Source organism: Dermatobacter hominis, from assembly GCF_020715685.1.
In the GTDB taxonomy this organism is placed as follows: domain Bacteria; phylum Actinomycetota; class Acidimicrobiia; order Acidimicrobiales; family Microtrichaceae; genus Dermatobacter; species Dermatobacter hominis.
In genome coordinates this window covers 2,875,419-2,896,481 of the sequence record NZ_CP085840.1, presented here as the reverse complement: position 1 = coordinate 2,896,481, position 21,063 = coordinate 2,875,419, and the positions used below count along the sequence as shown (strand labels likewise).

Genomic DNA, 21,063 nt, shown 5'->3' with positions numbered 1-21,063 from the left:
GCTCAGTCGTGGCCGTCGGCGAGCGGTCGGCCGGTGCCGGCGTCGTACACGCCACCCGTGAGCTCGGGGTCGCCCGGGAGCCGGATCCGCATGCCGTCGGGCCCCTCGGTCACCGTCGGCAGCACCGGCCGGACCTCCGACAGCGCGCGGGCGTGGTCGAGCACGGCCGCTGCGCCGTCGAAGCGTGACAGGGCGACGAGCGTCCGGACGGTCGGGAAGATCATCACGATCTCCCCGTCGTCGTGGCGGCGCAGCGCCTCGACCGGCGTCAGCCACTCCGTGCCGATCAGCTCGCGGTCGTCGTGGACGACCTCCTGGTCGGGCGCGGCGGCGACGAAGAACCGCGTGTCGTAGCGGCGGTGCGACCCGAGCGGCGTGATCCAGCGGGAGAAGTAGTGGAGGGCGCCGGCGTCGAGCCGCAGGTCCTCCTCGACCGCCACCGCGGCGATGGTGCGACGACAGTGGTCGACGTCCTGGCGGTGCCGGACGAACCGCTCGGCGACCGACGGGTCGGTCACGTCGAGCGGGCGGCCGTCGGCGTGGCGCGCGATCAGCACGCCGGCCTCCTCGAACGACTCCCGGATGGCGGCCACCCAGAACGCCAGGCCTCCCGCCTCGATGCCGAGGCGCCGCGACGCCTCCGCGTCGTCGAGCCCGGCGCAGACCGCGGCGCTGGCCGGGTCCGAGTCCTCCGGATCGACCGCGCCGCCGGGGAACACGTAGGCCCCGCCCACGAAGTCGGACGCGAGGTTGCGCTGCATGAGGCAGACCTCGAGGCCTCGGTCCCCGTCGCGGACGAGCATCACCGTGGACGCGTCGCGCACGGGCACGTCCTCGGGGCGCACGGCGCCCATCGGCACGGTGCTCACGGCGCCGCGCTCCACACGACGCCGTCGGGACGCCGGGCGTCGGATCGACGGCCGGTCAACGGGGCGGATCGAGCTCGCGCGAGCCGTCGACCTCGACGTCGATGACCTCGGCGTAGGACGCCCCGGTCGAATCCGGGGCCTCGTGGCTCTCGGCGTCGACGACCCGGCCCCGCCAGCTGCGCCGGGAAGGGCCGGCGCCGGGTGCGCTCCCGCCGAACGAGCCGAGCGGGGCGCCGCCGAACGACGCGGTCACGAAGGCGGCCGACCGTGCGGCGCGGCGCTCGATCCAGCGGGCGACGACGGGGCGCAGCAGCGCCCGGGTCGGCGGGAACAGCAGCAGCAGGCCCGGCACCGCGGTCAGGAACCCGGGCACGATCAGCAGCACGCCGCCGACCACGACCATGAGGCCGTCGAGCAGCGAGTCGGTGGGCTGTCGTCCGGCCGCCAGCTCCGCGTTGGCCTTGCGCCACACGCTCAGGCCCTCGGACCGGATCAGGACGAACCCGAGCACGCTGAAGCCGACCAGGAGCAGGAGCGTGGGCAGGACCCCGATCCACTGGGCGACCAGGATCGCGGTCCAGAGCTCGAGGACCGGGAGGACCAGGAACAGGAAGAGCGCGACCACGAGTGCACCCTACGGCGCGCTCACCTGCGCACGGGCCGCGAACGCGGCACCCGCGCAGAGCTCGCTCAGGATCGGCGCCGGCGGGCCCCGCGAGGGGCCGGCTCAGGCTGCCGTTCCGCTCCCGGCCGCTCAGGCCTCGATCAGCGCTCGCCGTTCAGCCTCGTTCAACCCACCCCAGATGCCGTGCGGCTCCCGGATCTCCAAGGCGTAGTCGAGGCACTCGTGCTGGGACGGGCACTCGGCGCAGATCGCCTTGGCCCGGCGCTCCCGCTCCAAGCGGTCGGCCTTGCGCTCGAACTGCGGCGGCGGGAAGAACACCGCAGCCTGCGGCCCCCTGCACGCCGCCTTGACCTGCCACATGTCGTGGACCTGTTGTGCACTCACCGGTCGGACCCCCCCTTTCGGTGTGCGGCGCACCCTATTCACGCCCTCCGACGCTCAACAAGGAGCAATTTGCACGCGTGACGCTCGCGATCGCGAGCGGCGATCGAAGGGCAGTGAGGGCAGCGGTCAGGGCGCCGTCGACGGGCCGTTCGCGTCGCTCGGCGCCGCCGCGTCGGCGGTCCGGTCGCCGCCCTCGGCAGGGAGGTCGTCGCCGCCCTCGGAGGAGGGACCGTCGGCACCGCCACGGCGGCGGTTGCGCATCTCGCGGTAGTCGATGGCGCCGCCCTCCTCGGGCTCCACCTCGAGCACGAGGCCGTCGATCGACACGACCCGCACCCGGTCGCCGGGCTGGATCGGCGTCGCCCGGTTCACGCGCGCCCGCCAGAGGGCGCCCAGCACGGTGACCGTCCCCTCGGGGTCGACGGTGGTCGTGGCGCTGCCCATCTCGCCGATCATCCACTCGCGTCCGATCGTCGGCGTCGCGAAGCGCGTGCGCACCATGGCCGGCATGCCGGAGAACATCGAGATGCCGATGCCGGCGATGCCCGCGCCGAGGGCGATCCACGTCGGCTTGAACTCCGTCATCAGGAACAGCGAGGCGATAACGAACATGGCCATGCCGATGACCGTCCAGGCGCGCGGGATGCCCGTCTGCACGTCGATCGCGAAGGCCACGAAGCTCAGCACGAAGAGCGCGAGGGCCCACTGCGCGTGCGGCAGCTCGGCCAGCCCGTAGCCGCCGAGCACGGTGAACAGGGCGCCGACCACGCCGGCGATGCCGATGCCGGCGGTGAAGAACTCGAACACCAGCAGGCCCAGGCCGATCGTCAGCAGCAGGTAGGCGACCGAGGGGCTCGCGACGGTGTGGAACAGCTGCGTCGACAGCGGGAGCTTGGAGAACCGGACGGTCGTCAGCGGCACCGTGCGGCGCTCGCCCTCCTCCTCGCGGGTCTCGGTCTCGACGCCGTCGAGCTGCACGATGTGGTCGCCGATCGTCGGCGAGAAGCGGGTCACGAGTCCCTGCTCGGCCGCCTCCTCGCCGGAGAACGACCGGTCCATCGCTGCGGCCTTCTCGCCCTCGAAGAGGTCGCCGAACTCGGCCCGGGACAGGCGCTGGTGACCGACGTCGCCGATCGAGGCGCCCGGGGCGATGCCGGAGCTGTCGGCGACCTGGACCAGCTCGGCCGCGCCACCGAGCGCATCCGAGCCGGACGGGCCGATCCAGATGGACACGGGCACGTCGGCGCCCTGGATCGCTGCGGCGACCTCGTCGAGCCGGTCGTCGCCGACCGCCGCGCCGCGGCTGTCGAACTGAAGGATGACGGCGACCACCCCGTCGGAGCCCCGGGCCGACGCCAGCGTGTCGATGATGAAGTCGGCCTCGATCTCGTCGATCAGCCCGTTCACCGCCACGACGTCCACGCAGCCGTGGTCCTCGCACGAGTTGCCCTGCGCACCGGCGGGGGACGACACGATGCCGCCGACCACCCCGAGGCCCAGCAGCAGGAGGGCGACGAGGGCGGCCACGCGCCGGGACCGCGGACGACCCGCCGACGGGGTAGGAGCGGGGGTGCCGGACGCCCGGCCGGCGGGCGCGCGACCGGGTCCGGCGGGACCTCCCCGCCGGACGTCGCTGGTCACGGCACTGGCTAGTGTGCCCAACTCGAGGGCCTCCGAGGGGACGTCGTGGATCCTGCGCAGTTTCTCACCGCATCAGGTGTGATCATCGTCGCCGGGAAGGGCGGCGTGGGCAAAACCGCCGTCACGGCAGCCCTCGCGGTGGCCGCCTCGTCGGTCGGGCTGCGCACCCTGATCGTCGAGGTCGAGGGCAAGGGCGGCATGGCCTCGATGTTCGAGGCGCAGGGCCTCCGCTACGACGAGGCGGCGCTCGTCGAGGCCGCCGAGGGCCACGCCGGCGTGCGGGCCAGGACGGTCACGCCCGACGACGCGCTGCTCGACTACCTGGCCGACCGGGGTCTGCACCGCATCTCGAACCGGTTGGTGTCGACCGGCCTCCTCGACATCGTGTCGACGGCCGTGCCCGGCATCCGCGACATCCTCGTCCTCGGGAAGGTCAAGCAGCTCGAGCGCAGCCGCGACCACGACCTCATCGTCCTCGACGCGCCGGCGGCGGGGCATGCGATCACCTTCCTGCGCTCCGCGAGCGGGCTGGCCGACGCCGTCAAGGTCGGGCCGATCAACGCACAGGCCGCCGACGTGCTGGAGCTGCTCACCGATCCGCGGCGCTGCCGCGTCGTCCTGGTGACGGTGCCCGAGGAGACGCCGGTCAACGAGCTGATCGAGACCGCCTACAGCCTGGAGGACCAGGTCGGCGTCGCCCTGGGCCCCGTCGTCGTCAACGGCGTCGTCGAGGAGCTGCCCGGACTGGCGGTGCCGCCCGAGGAGGCCGCCGCCGAGGTGGGCGTCCGCCTGCTCGACGGCGAGGCCGAGGTCCTCGGCGAGTCGGCGGCGTTCCGCCACGCCCGGGGCGAGCTGCAGGAGGAGCAGCTGCGGCGCATGGCCGACGAGCTGCCGCTGCCGCAGCTGCGGCTGCCGTTCCTGTTCACGACCGACGTCGGACCCGACGACCTCGACGTGCTCGCCGACGCCCTGCTCGACGCCATCCGTGCACTGCCCGACGGTGCGGACGCGCCGGACGAGGCCGCGACCTCGGGAGCCGTGCAGTGAGCGCCTGGACGGCCACCGACCCGGGCGGCGCCGCGACCGGCCCCACGCTGTCGCGCGTCGTGGCCGACAGCTCGGTGGTCGTCTGCTGCGGATCGGGCGGCGTGGGCAAGACGACGACGGCCGCGCTGGTGGCGATGGAGGCGGCGCGGCTCGGACGCCGCGCCGTCGTCGTGACGATCGACCCCGCCCGCCGGCTCGCCGACGCGCTCGGGCTGCAGGGGCTGACCAACGACCCGAGCCCGATCGACGGCCCGTGGGGCGAGGGCGGCGCGATGTCGGCGCTCATGCTCGACACCAAGGGCACCTTCGACGGGCTCGTCCGCCGCTACTCCACCGATCCGGACCAGGCGGAGCGCATCCTCGAGAACTCCTTCTACCGGAACATCTCCGGGGCCCTCTCGGGGACGCAGGAGTACATGGCCTCCGAGAAGCTGTACGAGCTGGCGGTCGAGGGCGACTTCGACCTGGTCGTCGTCGACACGCCGCCGACGCGCAACGCGCTCGACTTCCTCGACGCGCCGCAGCGTCTGGCCCACTTCCTCGACCACCGGCTCTACAAGGTGCTGCTGTCGCCGTCGAAGGGCATCGGTCGGGCGGTCAACGTCGCGACCCAGGCCGTGATGCGCCAGATCGCCAAGGTCGTGGGCGCCGAGGTGATCTCGGACGCGCTCGCGTTCTTCAAGGCGTTCGAGGGGATGGAGCAGGGCTTCAAGGAGCGCGCCGAGGAGGTGGACCGCCTGCTGCGGCGCGAGAGCACGGCGTTCGTGCTCGTCGCCTCGCCGAAGGCCGACACGGTGGCGGAGGCCGGCTTCTTCGCCGACGAGCTGGCCCGCAAGCGGATCGCCGTGCGGGGCCTGATCGTGAACCGCACGCAGCCGTCCTTCGGCGTGGCGCTCGATGTCGACGGCGTCGACGAACCGGGACCCGCCGCGCCCCGGGTCGCGCTCGGGGCCGCGGCGGTCCGGGCGCGGGCCGAGACGCTGGACGGCACCGCGCTGGGCGACCACTACCGCTGCCTGGCCGAGTCGCTGCACCTCGCGCAGGGCGAGGCCGAGCACCTGGCCGGCCTCGCCGAGCGGGTGGCGCCGGCGCCGGTGGTCAAGGTGCCGGTGCAGCCGTTCGAGGTGAGCGACCTGGCGTCGCTGCAGGCGCTGGCCCGGCTGGTGTTCGCGGATTCCGGCGGCGGGGGCCGCCAGGACTAGCGTCTGCGGCCGATGGCGACCTACCTGATCGCGACCGATTCGGACGAGCTCTTCCGCCTCCTCGACGCCGCGATCGGCGGCACGGCCACGATCGCCCGGGTGACGAGCGGGTACGCCGTCCGTGCGGCGGTGAAGGAGCTCGAGCCCGACCTGGTCGTGCTCGACCTGCAGATCGGCAACATGGGCGGGATGGCGACCTGCATGGACCTCCGCCTCGAGGAGGGCGCCGGCCGCCTGGCGCCCCAGAACGTGCTGATGCTCCTCGACCGCCCGGCCGACGTGTTCCTCGCGCGGCGCAGCGGCGCCGACGGCTGGGTCATCAAGCCGATCGACCCGCTGCGGGTGCGCAAGGCCGCCCGCGCCGTCCAGGCGGGCGGCACCTACCACGACGAGCCGTCGATCGCCTGAGGGCCGGGAGCGGCAGGCCAGGCCTCAGCGGCCGAGAGCGGAAGAACAGGCCTCACCGGCGGATCCGGTTACCGCTGATCCGCAGCCGCCCACTACGATGCGGGCCCTCCGGGTGGTGGCGCAGTTTGGCAGCGCGCCTCGTTCGGGACGAGGAGGCCGGGAGTTCAAATCTCCCCCACCCGACCACCGGACACCCGATCCCCGCGCCGTCGGGGATCGGGTGTCGTCGGTTCCCCCGACGAGCGTCACAGGATGTCGTCGACGCCTGCCGTTGCAGGGCGCGAGCGCCCCGGCCCGGTCACCCGGGCGCGGGAATCGCGTGAGGAAGGTTCAAGGTCGCCACGGACCCCTGCCGATGTTCCGGACGTGGCTGCTGAACTCGACCGAACTGACGTGACGGGTGCCGCCCCGGTCCGCCGCCGGCGCCCGATCAACCTCATGGGCGTCGTCGTCGCCGTGCTGGCGGTGCTGACGCTCTCCGGGGCGCTGACCGGCTGCGAGAGCAGCAAGGCGGACGTCGATGCCGTGCGCTGGGCGATCAACGCCAGCCGGGCGCAGGCAGGGCTGCCCGCCCTGCGGGAGAACGTCACCCTCGACGTCAAGGCCGACGGGTGGGCGCAGACGCTGCGCAACGCCTGCCGCATCTGGCACTCGAACCTGGCCGACGGTGCGCCCAGGGAGTGGCGCAAGCTCGGTGAGAACGTGGGCATGGGCGGCTCGATCGGCCAGATCCACACCGCCTACATGAACTCGCCCGGCCACCGCGCCAACATCCTCGACCCGGCGTACAACCAGGTCGGCACGGCCGCCGTGTGGGGCAACTGCAACGGCATGCGCACGCTGTTCACGGTGCAGGTGTTCATGAAGGGCTGATGCCCTCGTCGGTCGTGGCGGCCGTGGGTCGTCGCGACCGGGACACCGCTCGACGGGCGCCCTCCGGTCCGGCGGATAGGTTCGCCGGATGGAGATCGCGGCGTTCCAGCAGCTCATGGACGACCTCTACGGCGAGCACGACCGCGAGCGGGGCATCCCCTCCACCGTCGCCTGGCTCTGCGAGGAGGTCGGCGAGCTGGCCCAGGCCGTGCGCAAGGGGACGGTCGACCAGCAGCTCCACGAGCTCGGCGACGTGCTGGCGTGGGTGGCGTCGCTCGCCAACCAGCTCGGGCTGTCGCTCGACGACGCCGCGCAGCGCTACGTGACCGATCCGCCGACCTGACCGCCGACCTGACCGCACCTGACCTGACCGTCGGGCCGCCGGGGCCGTCATGCTCGCGGGACCGTCGGGCGGGCTCGGGTCCGCCGGTGCTGCGCCGGACCGCCCTACCGTCGGCCCGTGGAGTTCGACGAGGTCGTCAGCGACGTCGTGACCGTCATCGAGGCCGTGGGCGTGGTCGTCCTCGTCCTCGGCGCGGTGCTGGCGTTCGCGTCGTCGGGCCGGGCGCTCGTGCACCGCTCCGCGTCGACCCGCGGCAGCGCCTACGACGAGCTCCGTCGGAGCCTGGCCCGCGTGATCCTGCTCGGGCTCGAGATCCTGATCCTGGCCGACATCATCCGCACGATCGTGGTCGACCAGACCGTCCAGAGCGTGCTGGTGCTCGGCGTGATCGTGATCGTGCGGATCGTCCTGAGCTGGTCGCTGCAGGTCGAGATCGACGGGACCTGGCCGTGGGCCCGGTGGCGGGCCGAGCAGGCCGGCGCCCCGGTCGAGGACTGACCGCCCTCAGCCGCGCCGGCGGACGAGCTCCTCGGCGATCTGGATCGCGTTGAGCGCGGCGCCCTTGCGGAGGTTGTCGTTCGACACGAACAGGGCGAGGCCGTGCTCGACGGTCGGGTCGCGGCGGATGCGCCCCACGTAGGACGGGTCCTGGCCGGCCGCCTCGAGCGGCGTCGGCACGTCGGACAGCACGACGCCGGGCGCCGCGGCGAGGACCTCACGGGCCCGGTCGGGCGACAGCTCGCGCTCGAACTCGGCGTTGATCGACAGCGAGTGCCCGGTGAAGACCGGCACGCGCACGCAGGTGCCGGACACCTTGAGGTCGGGCAGGTCGAGGATCTTGCGGCTCTCGTTGCGGAGCTTCTGCTCCTCGTCGGTCTCCTCGGACCCGTCGTCGACGACGTTGCCGGCGAGCGGCAGCACGTTGAAGGCGATGGTCTTGGCGAACTTCTCGGGCGGCGGGAAGGTCACGGCGCTGCCGTCGTAGGTGAGCTCGGGACCCTTGGTGCCGACGGCCACGGCCTGGCGGTCGAGCTCCTCGACGCCCGACAGCCCGCCGCCCGACACGGCCTGATAGGTGCTGATCACGAGGCGGATCAGGCCGGCCTCGACCGCGAGCGGCTTGAGCACCGGCATGGCGGCCATCGTCGTGCAGTTCGGGTTGGCGACGATGCCGCGGGGGATGTCGTCGAGCGCGTGCGGGTTCACCTCGGCGACGACCAGCGGCACCGTCGGGTCCATGCGCCACGCGGACGAGTTGTCGATCACCGTGGCCCCGGCCGCCGCGACCCGGTCGGCGTACTCGCGCGACGAGGTGGCGCCGGCGGAGAAGAGGGCGAGGTCGAGACCGGAGAAGTCGGCCGTCGCCGTGTCCTCGACGGTGACCTGGGAGCCCTTCCACGGCAGCACGGTGCCGGCGGAGCGGGCCGACGCGAAGTAGCGGATCGAGGCGACCGGAAAGTCCCGCTCGGCGAGCAGCGTCCGCATGACGCCGCCGACCTGGCCGGTGGCGCCGAACACGCCGACGTGGAGCGGACCGTCGTGGGAGGAGAGCGACATGCCGACAAGGCTACGGGGCCCGCCCCGGCCGGTCCCAACGGGTAACCCGTGCTGTCCGGTCCCTCCTGTCGCGCGGCCTCCATGTCGTGCGGCCATCCTGTCGTGCGGCCGAGTGCCCTCCTTGTGGCCGGCGGGACGGAGCGGGGAGGGTGAGGACGTGACGGCGGAGGCGACGACGGCACCGGCGCTCGGGATCTACCTGCACGTGCCCTTCTGCGCGCGGCGGTGCGGGTACTGCGCGTTCGTCACCTACGCGCCGGGCGAGCTGACGGCGGAGCAGACGCACCGGCGCTGGGCCGACGCCGCGATCGCCGAGCTCGCCGTCGCCGACCGGGAGCTCGGCCCCGACCGCCCGCCGCTGACCAGCGTGTTCCTCGGCGGGGGGACGCCGACGGCGGTGGTGCCCGGGCTCCTGGCCGAGGTGCTCGACGAGGTCCGCCGGCGCTTCGACGTGGCCGACGACCTCGAGGTGTCGGTCGAGGCGAACCCCGACGGCCTGGCCGACGGACAGCTCGACCGGCTGGCCGAGATGGGCGTCACGCGAGCCTCGTTCGGGATGCAGAGCGCCGTGCCCCGCGTGCTCGACCTGCTCGACCGGACCCACGACCCCGACGCCGTGCCCCGGGCGGTCGCGGCGGCGCGCGCCGCGGGCATCGCCAGCGTGTCGCTCGACCTCATCCACGGGACCCCGGGCGAGACCGCCGCCGACTGGGAGCGGACGCTCGACGCCGCGCTCGCGCTGGCGCCCGACCACCTGTCGGCCTACGCGCTCGGCATCGAGCCCGGCACGAAGCTCGCGGCACGCGTTCGCAGCGGCTCGCTGCCCGAGCCGTCGCCCGACGAGGCCGCCGACCGGTACGAGGCGCTGTCGGCCAGGGCGGAGGCCGCCGGCCTGCACTGGTACGAGGTGTCGAACTGGGCCCGCACGGCCGACGACCGCTGTCGCCACAACCTCCTCTACTGGCGCGACGACGACTGGTGGGGCCTCGGCCCCGGCGCCCACTCCCACGTCGGCGACCGCCGTTGGTGGAACCACGCCGGCCTCGACGAGTGGGGCGCGGCGGCGTGGGCCGGACGGGTCCCGGCCGCCGGGTCCGAGGTGCTCGACCCGTCGCAGCGGTCGATGGAGCGCGTGATGCTCGGGATCCGACTGGCCGAGGGCCTGCCGCTCGACGTCGTCCCGGTGCCGGGCGCGGTCGCGGCGCTGGTCGACGACGGCCTCGTCGACGTGGTCGGCGACCGGCTCGTGCTCACGCAGGCGGGCCGACTGCTGGCCGACACGGTCGTCCGGGCCGTCACCATCCCCTAACCCCCCCCCCGGTTTCTGACGCCAGAGAGCGGTCCGTGAGCCCACTTTGTGGCGTCAGAATCCGAGGCGTCGGATTCCGATGTCATCCGTGCGTCACACACCCCACCTTCTGGCGTCAGAAACGGAGGTGGGATCGGAGCGGTGGGTGCGTCAGAAACGTGGGCGGGTCAGAAGGTGGTGGACTCGAGCTCGTAGGCGTCGTGCAGGACCTGCACCGCCCGGTCCGAGTCGTCCTCGGCGATCACGCAGCTGATGCGGATGGCCGACGTCGAGATCATCTCGATGTTGATGCTGTTGTCGGCCAGGACCTGGAACATGGTCGCCGCCACACCCGGGTTCGACTTCATGCCGGCGCCGATCACGCTCACCTTGGCGATCGCCTTGTCGGCCAGCACCTTCGCGGCGCCCACCTCGGCGGCCTTCGACTCGCACACGTCGAGCGCCTCGTCGAGCTGGTCGTGCGGGACGGTGAAGGAGATGTCGGTGACGCCGCCCTCCGACACGTTCTGCACGATCATGTCCACGTTGATGTCGGCGTCCGCCAGCGTGCGAAACAGGGTGGCCGCCACGCCGGGGCGGTCGGGCACGCCGGTGACCGTGACCTTGGCCTCGGACTGGTCGGCCTGCACCGCGCGGATGAGCGCGTCCTCCATGGCGGGATCCTCCTCGGTGACCCACGTGCCCGGCTCCCAGGTGAAGGCGGAGCGCACGTGCAGCGGGACCTTGTGGCGATGGGCGTACTCGACCGATCGCATGGCCGGCTTCGGGCAGCCCGCCGCGGTCATCTCGAGCATCTCGTCGAACGTGATGCGGTGCATCCGCCGGGCCGTCGGCACGACCCGCGGATCGGTGGTGAACACGCCGGACACGTCGGTGTAGAGCTCGCAGGCGTCGGCCTGCAGGGCGAAGGCGAGGGCGACGGCGGTCGTGTCGGACCCGCCCCGGCCGAGGAAGGTCACGTCGTGGTCGGTCGACACGCCCTGCGCGCCGGCCACGACCGGCACCCGGTCCGCCGCCACTGCGGCGCGGATGCGGTCGGCCTTCACGTCGAGGATCTTGGCGTTGGTGTGGCTCGTGTTGGTGACGAAGCCGGCCTGGCTGCCGGTGTAGCTCTCGGACTCGATCCCCCGGTCGGCCAGCGCCATGGCCACGAGCGCGATCGACTTCCGCTCGCCGGCGGTGATCAGCATGTCCATCTCACGGCCCGGGCGGATGCCCGACACCTCCCCCGCCAGGCGCAGCAGCTCGTCGGTCTCCTTGCCCATGGCCGACACCACGAGCACGACCTGGTCGCCGCGCTTGCGACAGCGCGCGACGTGGTCGGCCACCTCGCGGATCCGCTCGGGATCACCCACCGAGGTCCCGCCGAACTTCTGGACCAGGAGCGCCACGGCGCCCAAAGGTACTCGGTCGTCCCGGTCGCCCCTCCCAGGGGTCGGCCTCAGCCGCGGGCGCCGTGACGTCGGTCGCAGCCGGGTCGTTGGCTACTGTCGCCCGCCGTGGGAACCAGCGCAGAGAAGCACGCACGCCAGAAGCAGGGGCGCAGCACCCGCCTGACCGAGGCCAAGCGGCGGGCGGCGCAGTCGTCGCGGCGGCGTCGGGTCGTGAGCGTGATCGCGGCGCTGGCCGGCATCGCGATCATCGTCGGCGGCATCGCAATCTTCCGCAGCTCCGACGACGGGTCCTCGGACAGCAGCACCACCACCACGACGGCCGGCGACGACAGCACGACCACGACGCTCGGCGCCGACGCGGCCGAGCTCGCCCGCCCGCCCGAGGGCATCACGCTCGACGCCGAGACCCCCTGCCCGCCCGCCGAGGGCACGGCCAAGCGCGTGGAGAAGTTCGCCGGCCCGCCGCCCACCTGCATCGACCCGAACGCCACCTACACGGCGACGTTCTCCACCACCAAGGGCGACTTCACCGCTGCGCTGAACTCGGCGAAGGCCCCGGTCTCGGTCAACAACTTCGTCGTCCTCTCGCGGTACCACTACTACGACGGGGTCCCGTTCCACCGGATCGTGCCCGGCTTCGTGATCCAGGCGGGCGACGGCGACGGCGACCCGTGGGGCAACAACGACCTCGGCTACTCCATCCAGGACGAGCTGCCCGCCTCGTCGGCCGAGTACGCCGACTTCACCCTCGCGATGGCCAACTCGGGCCCGAACACCAACGGCAGCCAGTTCTTCGTCGTGCTGCCCGGCGGCGGTGCGCAGCTCCAGCCGAGCTACTCGCTGTTCGGCCAGGTGGTCGAGGGCCAGGCCGTGGTCGAGGAGATCGGCAAGCTCGGCAACGCCCAGCAGGAGCCGACCGAGGCCGTGGTGATCAACTCGGTCACCATCACCGAGACCAAGGGCTGATCGGCCCCGCCGGGCGACCGGCGCCCGCTCGGATCAGCCGGGCTCGGATCGGAAGCGCTCGCGTCAGCCGGGCTCGGGTCGCAGCAGCGACGGCAACGCCGAGAGCTCTGCCGGCTTGCCGTCGCGGAAGACCTGCACGCCGCCCGCGCCCTCGACGCGCCACGTGCCGTCGGGGGCGTGGATGAGGGCGGTGGCCTCGTCGATGCCCACCACCGCGAGGCCCGGGCGGGCCAGCTCGACCGTGCGGTGCCACTTGTCGTGGGACCAGATGTTGCTGCGCGGGATGACCGTGATCGTCTCGATCAGGTCGAGCCCGACGGTGAAGGCCCCGCCCCGGCTGTCGACCATGTAGCTCGACAGGACCGACGCCGCCTCGCCCGACGCCGCCACCGTCGCCCCCGCCCGCCAGGCGCCGACCATCGCGTCGAGCAGCGGGGTGTCCTTGAGCACCGACCGCAGGTGCATCGGGGAGCCGCCGACCACGTAGATGACCTCGGCCGCCGACGCGATCTCGGCCGGTGCCGGCTCGAGCGCCTCGGCGCGCCGGTACACGTCGAGCACCCGGACGCCGACGCCGAAGCGGTCGAACCAGTCCCGCGCCCGCTGCACGGCGGCGCCCGGGTTCTCGTAGGCGAGCGCAGCCGGGATCACCAGCACCTCGGACGCGCCGGCCACCAGGGCCTCGTCGAACGTGCAGCCCTCGGTCCACTCCATCCCGCCGACCAGCGCCAGCGTCCCCGTCATGCGACCGTCCCGTCCAACGCAGCGTCCACGGCCGAGACGGTACCCGCTCCGTCCCCGGGGTCGGACTTGTGCCCGCTCGCTTACCCGTCGGTAACATCGCACGCCATGACGATCGAACGAGTGGGGATCCTGGGGTCGGGCATCATGGGGTCGGGCATCGCCGAGGTGGCGGCCAAGTCCGGCTTCGAGGTGGTGCTGCGGTCCCGCAAGCAGGAGTCGGCCGACGCGATGGTGACGTCGCTCGAGAAGTCGCTGGCCAAGCAGGTCGAGCGCGGCAAGCTCGAGCAGGCCACCGCCGACGAGGTCCGGGCCCGGGTGTCGGCCACCGACCACCTCGGCGCCCTGGTCGACTGCGACCTGGTGATCGAGTCCGTCGTCGAGGACCTCGAGGTCAAGCGGGCCCTCTTCTCGGAGCTCGACTCGATCGTGAAGGACTCGGCCATCCTCGCCACCAACACCTCCACGCTGCCCGTGGTCGAGATGGCCGTCGCCACCGGCCGCGCCGACAAGGTCTGCGGCGTCCACTTCTTCAACCCGGCGCCGGCCATGTCGCTGGTCGAGATCGTCCGGCCGCTCACCGCCTCCGACGAGACCATCGAGGCGGCCACGGCCTTCGCCACCGCCTGCGGCAAGAACCCGGTGCAGGTCAAGGACCAGGCCGGCTTCATCGTCAACGCGCTGCTCTTCCCGTACCTCAACAACGCCGTGCGGCTGCTCGAGAACGGCACCGCGTCGGCCGAGGACATCGACACCGCCATGAAGGGCGGCTGCAACTTCCCGATGGGTCCGCTGGCGCTGCTCGACCTCGTCGGCCTCGACACCTCGCTGGCGATCCTCGACGCCCTGTACGAGGAGTTCAAGGACCCGAACTACGCCGCCGTGCCGGTCCTGCGCCGCATGGTCTCCGCCGGCCAGCTCGGTCGGAAGTCGGGCGCCGGGTTCTACGACTACAAGAAGGGCTGAGGCGGATCCCACGGGTCGACCCACCTCCGAGCCGGTGGGTCTTCCCACCGGTCGACGACGCCGACGTCGACGGCCCGGTCGTCCTCGGGGGTGACCTGGAGCCCGGCACGCTGCTCGGCGCGTACCGGGCCGGGCTCTTCCCGATGCCGATCGGCCGACGGCGGCTCGGCTGGTGGTCGCCCGACCCCCGGGGGATCATCCCCGTCGGTCCTGCCGCGGCCGCCGACGGCGGCGGGTTCCACGTCAGCCGGTCCCTCCGACGGTCGCTCCCCCGCTTCACCGCCACCGTCGACCGGGACTTCGAGGGCGTCATGCGCGCCTGCGGGGACCCGCGCCGGCCGCACGGCTGGATCAACGAGGAGTTCGTGCGCGCCTACTCGCGCCTGCACTCCCTGGGGTGGGCCCACTCCGTCGAGGTGTGGGAGGACGGCGAGCTCGTCGGCGGCGTCTACGGCGTGTCGATCGGCGCCTTCTTCGCCGGCGAGTCGATGTTCCACCGGGCGACCGACGCGTCCAAGGCGGCACTCGTGCACCTCACCGCCCTGTTCGACCAGGTCGACGGCGCGCTGTTCGACGTGCAGTGGCTCACCCCGCACCTGGCCTCGCTCGGCGCCGTCGAGGTGGACCGCGCCGAGTACCTCGCCCGCCTCGGCGTCGCCGTCGCGTCCCCGGCCGATCCGTTCGCCTGACCCTGCCTCAGGCGGCTGCCGGTCCCTGCCTCAGGCGGCTGCCGGTCCCTGCCTCAGGCGGCTGCCGGTCCCTGCCTCAGGCGGCTGCCGGTCCCTGCCTCAGGCGGCTGCCGGGGCAGCGGCGTGGGCCAGCTGCCGCGAGCGCTGCACCCGCCAGATGATGAACGTGATGATCCCGAGGACGACCTGCGGGATGAACGTGGCGGCCCGCCACAGCAGGTTGGCGGCCAGCGCCTCGTCCTTCGACATGCCGAACGCCGACAGCAGCCCGACCAGCGCCGCGTCGACCGTCCCGAGGCCGCCGGGGGTGATCGGGATGAAGCCCGCGAGCCGCGCCAGTGCGAAGGCGGCGAACACCTCGAGCAGGTTGATGCCGGTCGAGGCGCCACCGAGCCCGTAGATCGCGACGGCCAGCACCGAGAACTGGGCGAGCTGCTGCCCGAAGTTCGTCACGGTGAGGAGGAGCCACCGCTCCTCGACCACGTCGACGGTCTGGTCCCGGAAGCGGACGACGCCCTGCGTCACCGTGTCGGGCGCCTGGCCCTTCCGGACCTTCGCCAGCAGCGTGTCGCCCCAGCCGCCGATCCGGAGCGCCCAGCGCTCACTGCGGAGCACGAGCGCCAGCGCGCCGACGACCACGCCGAGCGCGACCAGGGCGCCGATCGCACCGAGCGCCATCGTGCCGGTGGCCTCGCCGGTGATCAGCAGCGCCAGGAGGCCGAGAGCGGGCAGCGCCAGCGTGACCAGCATGTTCCAGACGCTCGTGACGCCGATGGCGGACGATGCCACCGCCGGGCCGATGCCGTAGCTGTTGAGCATGGCGTACTGGACGCCCAGGCCGAACGCGCCGCCCGCCGGCACCGCGTTCGAGATCATGAACGACGTCTGGCGGACGATGAACGCCCGCGGGTAGCCGATGCCCGGCAGGGCGGCCTGGTACGGGAACACGTAGACGACGATGTTGAGGATCGTGAACACCCCGAACAGCACGAGCGAGGCGACCGACATCTCCTGGATGGCGTCCCAGGCCTCGCTGTAGTTCGCGAACTTCGGGAAGATCCCGAAGAACACGATCACGAGCACGGCGATCGTGATCGCGGCCGCGATGAGCTGCTTCCAGATGGCGGGCCGCTTGGCCGGCGGCACATCGGGCGCCGGCGCGCCGGTGGTCGCCGTGTCCGCGTCGGTCCCCCCGGGGACGTCGGAGCTGCTCACGGCGTCACGCTACCGGCGGCCCGCGCTGACCCGACGGGATGGGCGCCGATCAGGCGTTCTTGGGCAGATCGGAGAACGGCATCGTCTTGTCGTTGTTCGGCTCCTTCGGGAGGCCGAGCACCCGCTCGCCGATGATGTTGCGCTGGATCTGGTCGGTGCCGCCGTAGATCGACGGGCCCTGCGCCCACAGCGCGACCCACGTGACCATGTTGAGGAACGGGTTGTCCGTCGCCTCCTCGATCGCCGCCTTGTGCTCGTCCTCGTAGGCGTGCAGCGTCCCGGCCGGACCGACGATCCGCAGGCCGAGGTCGCGGACGAGGCGCATGAGGTCGCTCATCGCCAGCTTGGAGATGTTGGGCATCCCGGGGATGTCCCGGCCGGCCTGCTTGGCGGCCTTGACGCGCAGGCTGTTGTACCGACCGAGCTCACCCATCGTGTAGAGCCGCGCCAGGTCCTGGCGGATGGTCGGGTCGTCGAGGCTGCCGTTGCTGCGGGCGAGGTCCTGCAGCATCTTCGGCATCGCGCCGAGCATGCCGATGGCGCCGCCGCCGCCCCTGCGGGCCCCGCCCTTCTTCGGGGCGAAGTCGCCGGCTCGGGCGCCGAGCTGGTCCGCCACGCTGCCGGGCGACACCGCGGATGCAGCGGCGGAACCGCCGCCGGATCCCAGGCCGGCCCGCTCGTGCATGAGCGTCGTGTTCGTCACGGCCCAGCCGTTGTTCTTCTCACCGATGATGGCGTCGGCCGCGACCCGCCCGTCGGTGATGAACACCTCGTTGAACATCGCGTGGCCGGTCATCTCCTTGAGGCCCCGTACCTCCACGCCCGGCTGGTGCATGTCGAACGCGAACCACGTGATGCCCTGGTGCTTCGGCACGTCGGGGTCCGTGCGGGCGATGAGCATGCCCATGTCGGCGGTGTGGCCGAGCGACGTCCAGACCTTCTGGCCGTTGACGACGTACTCGTCGCCGTCCTGCATCGCACGGGTGGTCAGGCCGGCCAGGTCAGAGCCGGCGCCCGGCTCGCTGAAGAGCTGGCACCAGGCGTCGACGCCGGTGACGATGCGGCGGACGTAGTGGTCGATCTGCTCCTGGGTGCCGTGGGTCGCGATCGTCGGGGCCGCCAGCAGCAGGCCCAGTCCGCCGGGCGCGCCCAGCGCCCCGAACTCGGCGATCGCCGCCTGCGCCCGCACGCTGTCGTTGCGGCTCAGCCCCTTGCCGTAGGCGTTGGTCGGCAGGCCGGGCGCCGCCCAGCCCGACAGTCCGAGACGCTCCCACCACTCGCCGACCGTGAGGTCGGGGTCCCAGTTCTCCTCGAGCCACGCGTTGAGCTCGGCGACCACGTCGTCGGACGTGGGCTCGTCGGCGTCGGCTGCGGGGGTGGCGGTGTCGGTCATCGGTGCTCCAGGACGTCTCGGTCGCCGCACGCGCGGTGGCCGCACGGACGGACTGCTCCCCCGGGAACCCCCTCCTGGCCCCCCGGCGGGGAGAAGCTTGTCACGCATCTCAGCGCTGCGTTGACCGACCGGTCAAGAAATCGGTCACCCCCGGGCGGACGCCGAGGCACGGCAGACGAGGACGACGTCGGCCACCATCCAGCTGGGGGGCTCCTCGCCCGCGACCTCGATCGCCTCCTCCAGCGCCAGCGGGCCCCCGCGCCCGTCGATCGCCCGGGCCAGGTCGCCGGCCAGGTCGGTGACCTCGCCGTCGACGCGCAGCGTGGCCACGTCGATCAGCACCGGTCCACCGGGCACGAGCTGCGTCGCCACGGCCTCGTAGACCGCGACCAGGTCGGCGAGGTGGCGCTCGTAGCCGTCGCCGCCGGCGAAGTGCGACCGGTACCCGTCGAGCGGGTCCTCGGGATGACCGGTGCGGGTCATGTACGGCGGCGACGACAGCGAGGCGTCCGCTCGCGGCAGGCCGAGCGTGGCGAGGTCGCGCGCATCGGCGCGGTGCACGTCGGCCGGGCGCGCCACGAGGCCGCGCACGTGCTCGACGCGCTCGTCGAGGAGCTCGACGCCGACGCCCCGCCGTCCGAGGCGGTCCGCCACGACCATCGTCGTGCCGAAGCCGACGAACGGGTCGAGCACCACGTCGCCGGGTTCGCTGAACTCCTCCAACAGGCGCTCGACGAGCGCCGGGCTGAAGGAGATGCCCGGAGGGCCGGCCCACGGCGGGGACGGCGACGGAGCCACTTCGATCGTCCGGTCGACGCGCACGCCGACATCGTGGCCGGTGGGCGCCGGCGCCGCGGTTCACGGCCTGCGACACGGCGCGGGTAGCGTGCCGGCCGCCAGCGACGGGGGTCCGCTGCGGACCTCGTCGGGACCGTCACAGTGCACAGGAGCCCGCACCATGGAGACCCGAGCCGCCATCCTCTGGGAGCAGAACGCCCCCTGGAGCGTCGAGACCATCACGCTCGACCCGCCCAAGGGGGGCGAGGTCCTCGTCGAGATGGTCGCCTCGGGCATGTGCCACTCCGATGACCACGCCCGCACCGGTGACCTGCCCGCGATCACGCCGCTGATCGGCGGCCACGAGGGCGCCGGCGTCGTCAAGGAGGTCGGCCCGGGCGTCACGACCGTCCAACCCGGCGACCACGTGGTCTTCAGCTTCGTGCCGGCCTGCGGGCACTGCCAGTCGTGCGCGGACGGCCACTCCAACCTGTGCGACAACGGCGCCGCCCTGCTCGTCGGCGCGCAGCTCGACGGCACGACCCGCCACCACTCGGCGGACGGCACCGACCTCTGGACGATGGTGTGCCTCGGCACGTTCTCGGAGCACACGGTCGTGAACGAGATGTCGTGCGTGAAGATCGAGGACGACATCCCGCTCGAGCTCGCGTGCCTCGTCGGCTGCGGCGTCACGACCGGCTGGGGCTCGTCGGTCTACGCGGCGGAGGTCAAGCCGGGCGACAACGTCGCGGTGATCGGCGTCGGCGGCATCGGCATGGCCGCCGTCCAGGGCGCCCGCCTGGCCGGCGCCCGCCAGATCGTCGCCATCGACCCCGTCGAGTTCAAGCGGGAGCAGGCGCTCAAGATGGGCGCGACGCACACGGCGCCGAGCATCGGCGAGGCGTTCGACCTGATCCAGGAGATCACCTGGGGCCGCATGTGCGACAAGATCGTCTGCGCCGTCGGCGTCGGCGAGGGCGAGCAGATCGCGCCGATCATGACGCTCGCCGCCAAGCGCGGCCGTGTCGTCGTGACCAACATCCACCCGGCCCACGAGGCCGAGATCAACATCTCCCTCTGCGATCTCACGCTCATGGAGAAGCAACTGGTCGGCACGATCTTCGGCTCGGCCAACCCGCACTCCGACATCCCCCGCCTCATGCACCTGTACCGGAGCGGCCAGCTCGACCTGGCCGGCATGGTCACCCGCGAGTACGCGCTCGACGACATCAACCAGGGCTTCGAGGACATGCTCGGCGGCCGCAACATCCGCGGCGTCCTCCGCTACCGCTGACCGAGCCCCCGGCCCGCTGATCGCGGCGCGCTCCGCGCCGACGGCGGCGCGGCCCGACCCGGGATCCGGCGCCCGCCGGCGGCTCGGGCGGGCGCGCGCGAGCGCGTACGGTGACCCGGATGCGCACCGGTCGGGCGATCGCATGGCTGCGGGGCGTCGTGGTCGCGGTCGGCGTGGCGGCCGTCGTCGGGATGGTCGTGCTGTGGCCGCGTGGCGACGCGCCCGACCTCGGCATCCGGCCCACCACCTACGTCGACGCGACGGTCCGGTCGATCGACACCCGGGACTGCGACTCGGTCGAGGTGCCCGGCGCGCTGTCGGGCTGCCGCGTGCTGGGGGTGGAGCTCACCTCGGGCGACCGGTCGGGCACCACCACGACCGTCACCGTCCTCGACACCCAGCTCGAGGTGCCGGTGGTGCACGACGGCGACCGGATCGTGCTGCTCGACACGCGGTCGCCCGACGACGCGACGCGCTACACGTTCGTCGACTTCCAGCGCGGCCCCCCGCTCGTCGCGCTCACCGTGCTGTTCGTCGTGGTCGTGATCGCCTTCGGGCGGCTGCGGGGGCTGCGCGCGCTGTTCGGGCTGCTCGCCAGCGCGCTCGTCCTCGTCCTCTTCATCGTCCCGGCGCTGCTGCGCGACGCGCCGGCGCTGCCGGTCGCGCTGGTGGGGACCGTCGTCATCGCGTTCCTGGCGCTGTACCTCGCCCACGGCCTCAACGTGCCCACGACGGTCGCGCTGGCCGGCACGCTGGCCTCGCTCGTCGTCATCGCGCTCCTGTCGCTGTCGGTCAGCGCGGCGACGCACCTCACGGGCCTGGGCGACGAGGCCGCGCAGACCCTCCGCATCACGGCGTCCGAGCTCGACCTGCGCGGCCTGCTCATCGCCGGCATGGTCGTCGGCGCGCTCGGCGTGCTCGACGACGTGACCGTCACGCAGGTCTCGGCGGTGCAGGCCCTGCTCCGGGCCCGGCCCGACATCCCGCGCCGCCACCTCTACTCCGAGGCGATCCACATCGGCCGGGACCACATCGCCTCGACGGTCAACACGCTGATCCTCGCCTATGCGGGTGCGGCGCTCCCGCTCCTGCTGTTCTTCGCCGAGGGCGTCGCCCCGACGAGCCGCATCATCACCGGCGAGCTGGTGGCCGTCGAGATCGTGCGGATGATGGTCGGCTCGATCGGGCTCGTCCTCTCGGTGCCGATCACGACCGCCCTCGCCGCCCTCGTCATCACCCCGGACCACGCGCTGGCGGGCCACTCGCACGGCCACGCAGAGGCGCCCGTCGGCGAGCCGGACGACGATCCGGCGGACCGCGGCGACGAGTGGGACCGCTTCGCCCCCCGCGACGACCTGGACCTCTGACCC

22 protein-coding genes and 1 tRNA gene are annotated in these 21,063 nt (G+C 72.8%); 13 read left to right on the top strand and 10 right to left on the bottom strand.

Annotation, left to right across the window (positions count from 1 at the left end; translation table 11 throughout):
- Nucleotides 1-2: 2 nt before the first annotated feature.
- From LH044_RS13745 to LH044_RS13730, 4 genes are all read right to left on the bottom strand, one after another.
- Nucleotides 3-869, bottom strand: a complete 867-nt coding sequence (locus LH044_RS13745; protein ID WP_227756152.1) for an NUDIX hydrolase — start codon at nucleotides 867-869, stop codon at nucleotides 3-5.
- A 55-nt stretch (nucleotides 870-924) separates the two neighbouring features.
- Nucleotides 925-1,494, bottom strand: coding sequence for an FxsA family protein (locus LH044_RS13740; RefSeq protein ID WP_227756151.1), 570 nt, complete (start codon nucleotides 1,492-1,494; stop codon nucleotides 925-927).
- Between the two features lie 129 nt (nucleotides 1,495-1,623).
- Nucleotides 1,624-1,878 carry a WhiB family transcriptional regulator gene (locus LH044_RS13735; protein WP_304512017.1) on the bottom strand — a complete coding sequence of 85 codons (255 nt, stop codon included), beginning with the start codon at nucleotides 1,876-1,878 and terminating at the stop codon, nucleotides 1,624-1,626.
- Nucleotides 1,879-2,004: 126 nt separating this feature from the next.
- Entirely contained in the window at nucleotides 2,005-3,405 is a 1,401-nt protein-coding gene (locus LH044_RS13730) for an NfeD family protein (RefSeq protein WP_227756150.1), read from the bottom strand.
- Nucleotides 3,406-3,564: 159 nt separating this feature from the next.
- Here LH044_RS13730 and LH044_RS13725 point away from each other — a divergent pair, with 159 nt between their 5' ends.
- From LH044_RS13725 to LH044_RS13695, 7 genes are all read left to right on the top strand, one after another.
- Nucleotides 3,565-4,566: an ArsA-related P-loop ATPase gene (locus tag LH044_RS13725; protein ID WP_227756149.1), complete on the top strand. Its 1,002-nt coding sequence runs from the start codon at nucleotides 3,565-3,567 to the stop codon at nucleotides 4,564-4,566.
- Nucleotides 4,563-5,768, top strand: a complete 1,206-nt coding sequence (locus LH044_RS13720) for an ArsA family ATPase (protein WP_227756148.1) — start codon at nucleotides 4,563-4,565, stop codon at nucleotides 5,766-5,768. Before LH044_RS13725 ends, LH044_RS13720 begins: the two co-directional genes overlap by 4 nt.
- 12 nt (nucleotides 5,769-5,780) lie before the next feature.
- On the top strand, nucleotides 5,781-6,176 hold the full coding sequence (locus tag LH044_RS13715; RefSeq protein WP_227756147.1) for a response regulator: 396 nt from the start codon (nucleotides 5,781-5,783) through the stop codon (nucleotides 6,174-6,176).
- A 109-nt stretch (nucleotides 6,177-6,285) separates the two neighbouring features.
- A tRNA-Pro gene (locus LH044_RS13710) sits at nucleotides 6,286-6,362 on the top strand.
- Between the two features lie 180 nt (nucleotides 6,363-6,542).
- Nucleotides 6,543-7,049, top strand: a complete 507-nt coding sequence (locus LH044_RS13705; protein WP_227756146.1) for a CAP domain-containing protein — start codon at nucleotides 6,543-6,545, stop codon at nucleotides 7,047-7,049.
- A gap of 88 nt (nucleotides 7,050-7,137) precedes the next feature.
- Complete coding sequence (locus LH044_RS13700) at nucleotides 7,138-7,392, top strand: MazG nucleotide pyrophosphohydrolase domain-containing protein (RefSeq protein ID WP_227756145.1); 255 nt, start codon at nucleotides 7,138-7,140, stop codon at nucleotides 7,390-7,392.
- 117 nt (nucleotides 7,393-7,509) lie between these two features.
- Nucleotides 7,510-7,890, top strand: coding sequence for a DUF1622 domain-containing protein (locus LH044_RS13695; RefSeq protein ID WP_227756144.1), 381 nt, complete (start codon nucleotides 7,510-7,512; stop codon nucleotides 7,888-7,890).
- Nucleotides 7,891-7,896: 6 nt separating this feature from the next.
- Here the strand turns inward: LH044_RS13695 and LH044_RS13690 are convergent, their stop codons facing one another.
- On the bottom strand, nucleotides 7,897-8,949 hold the full coding sequence (locus tag LH044_RS13690) for an aspartate-semialdehyde dehydrogenase (protein ID WP_227756143.1): 1,053 nt from the start codon (nucleotides 8,947-8,949) through the stop codon (nucleotides 7,897-7,899).
- Between the two features lie 157 nt (nucleotides 8,950-9,106).
- Between LH044_RS13690 and hemW the strand changes: the two genes are divergently transcribed.
- Nucleotides 9,107-10,258 carry a radical SAM family heme chaperone HemW gene (gene hemW / locus LH044_RS13685; protein WP_227756142.1) on the top strand — a complete coding sequence of 384 codons (1,152 nt, stop codon included), beginning with the start codon at nucleotides 9,107-9,109 and terminating at the stop codon, nucleotides 10,256-10,258.
- 167 nt (nucleotides 10,259-10,425) lie between these two features.
- Here hemW and LH044_RS13680 read toward each other — a convergent pair whose 3' ends face one another.
- Entirely contained in the window at nucleotides 10,426-11,649 is a 1,224-nt protein-coding gene (locus tag LH044_RS13680; protein WP_227756141.1) for an aspartate kinase, read from the bottom strand.
- 108 nt (nucleotides 11,650-11,757) lie between these two features.
- Here LH044_RS13680 and LH044_RS13675 point away from each other — a divergent pair, with 108 nt between their 5' ends.
- Entirely contained in the window at nucleotides 11,758-12,618 is an 861-nt protein-coding gene (locus LH044_RS13675) for a peptidylprolyl isomerase (protein WP_227756140.1), read from the top strand.
- 63 nt (nucleotides 12,619-12,681) lie between these two features.
- Here the strand turns inward: LH044_RS13675 and LH044_RS13670 are convergent, their stop codons facing one another.
- Nucleotides 12,682-13,362 (bottom strand): Type 1 glutamine amidotransferase-like domain-containing protein, encoded by a 681-nt coding sequence (locus LH044_RS13670; RefSeq protein ID WP_227756139.1) that lies wholly within the window; start codon nucleotides 13,360-13,362, stop codon nucleotides 12,682-12,684.
- Nucleotides 13,363-13,467: 105 nt separating this feature from the next.
- Here LH044_RS13670 and LH044_RS13665 point away from each other — a divergent pair, with 105 nt between their 5' ends.
- Both LH044_RS13665 and aat read left to right on the top strand, forming a co-directional pair.
- Nucleotides 13,468-14,325 (top strand): 3-hydroxyacyl-CoA dehydrogenase family protein, encoded by an 858-nt coding sequence (locus tag LH044_RS13665; RefSeq protein WP_227756138.1) that lies wholly within the window; start codon nucleotides 13,468-13,470, stop codon nucleotides 14,323-14,325.
- Nucleotides 14,322-15,014 (top strand): leucyl/phenylalanyl-tRNA--protein transferase, encoded by a 693-nt coding sequence (gene aat / locus LH044_RS13660; RefSeq protein ID WP_227760106.1) that lies wholly within the window; start codon nucleotides 14,322-14,324, stop codon nucleotides 15,012-15,014. The genes LH044_RS13665 and aat overlap by 4 nt, the downstream gene beginning before the upstream one ends.
- 99 nt (nucleotides 15,015-15,113) lie before the next feature.
- Here the strand turns inward: aat and LH044_RS13655 are convergent, their stop codons facing one another.
- From LH044_RS13655 to LH044_RS13645, 3 genes are all read right to left on the bottom strand, one after another.
- Complete coding sequence (locus LH044_RS13655; RefSeq protein ID WP_227756137.1) at nucleotides 15,114-16,229, bottom strand: lysylphosphatidylglycerol synthase transmembrane domain-containing protein; 1,116 nt, start codon at nucleotides 16,227-16,229, stop codon at nucleotides 15,114-15,116.
- A 49-nt stretch (nucleotides 16,230-16,278) separates the two neighbouring features.
- Entirely contained in the window at nucleotides 16,279-17,622 is a 1,344-nt protein-coding gene (locus LH044_RS13650; protein WP_227756136.1) for an acyl-CoA dehydrogenase family protein, read from the bottom strand.
- A 144-nt stretch (nucleotides 17,623-17,766) separates the two neighbouring features.
- Complete coding sequence (locus tag LH044_RS13645; RefSeq protein WP_227756135.1) at nucleotides 17,767-18,444, bottom strand: DNA methyltransferase; 678 nt, start codon at nucleotides 18,442-18,444, stop codon at nucleotides 17,767-17,769.
- 136 nt (nucleotides 18,445-18,580) lie between these two features.
- On the opposite strand from LH044_RS13645, the gene LH044_RS13640 reads away from it, so the two are divergent.
- Both LH044_RS13640 and LH044_RS13635 read left to right on the top strand, forming a co-directional pair.
- Entirely contained in the window at nucleotides 18,581-19,693 is a 1,113-nt protein-coding gene (locus LH044_RS13640) for an NDMA-dependent alcohol dehydrogenase (RefSeq protein WP_227756134.1), read from the top strand.
- A 119-nt stretch (nucleotides 19,694-19,812) separates the two neighbouring features.
- Nucleotides 19,813-21,060 carry a YibE/F family protein gene (locus LH044_RS13635; protein WP_227756133.1) on the top strand — a complete coding sequence of 416 codons (1,248 nt, stop codon included), beginning with the start codon at nucleotides 19,813-19,815 and terminating at the stop codon, nucleotides 21,058-21,060.
- The last annotated feature ends 3 nt before the right edge of the window (nucleotides 21,061-21,063 follow it).

What these genes read in the sequence shown, in the direction of transcription:
- LH044_RS13715 (WP_227756147.1), top strand. Translation starts at nt 5,781, where the DNA reads ATGGCGACCTACCTGATCGCGACCGATTCGGACGAGCTCTTCCGCCTC.
- LH044_RS13700 (WP_227756145.1), top strand. Translation starts at nt 7,138, where the DNA reads ATGGAGATCGCGGCGTTCCAGCAGCTCATGGACGACCTCTACGGCGAG.
- LH044_RS13690 (WP_227756143.1), bottom strand. Translation starts at nt 8,949, where the DNA reads ATGTCGCTCTCCTCCCACGACGGTCCGCTCCACGTCGGCGTGTTCGGC.
- LH044_RS13670 (WP_227756139.1), bottom strand. Translation starts at nt 13,362, where the DNA reads ATGACGGGGACGCTGGCGCTGGTCGGCGGGATGGAGTGGACCGAGGGC.
- LH044_RS13665 (WP_227756138.1), top strand. Translation starts at nt 13,468, where the DNA reads ATGACGATCGAACGAGTGGGGATCCTGGGGTCGGGCATCATGGGGTCG.
- LH044_RS13650 (WP_227756136.1), bottom strand. Translation starts at nt 17,622, where the DNA reads ATGACCGACACCGCCACCCCCGCAGCCGACGCCGACGAGCCCACGTCC.
- LH044_RS13640 (WP_227756134.1), top strand. Translation starts at nt 18,581, where the DNA reads ATGGAGACCCGAGCCGCCATCCTCTGGGAGCAGAACGCCCCCTGGAGC.
- LH044_RS13635 (WP_227756133.1), top strand. Translation starts at nt 19,813, where the DNA reads ATGCGCACCGGTCGGGCGATCGCATGGCTGCGGGGCGTCGTGGTCGCG.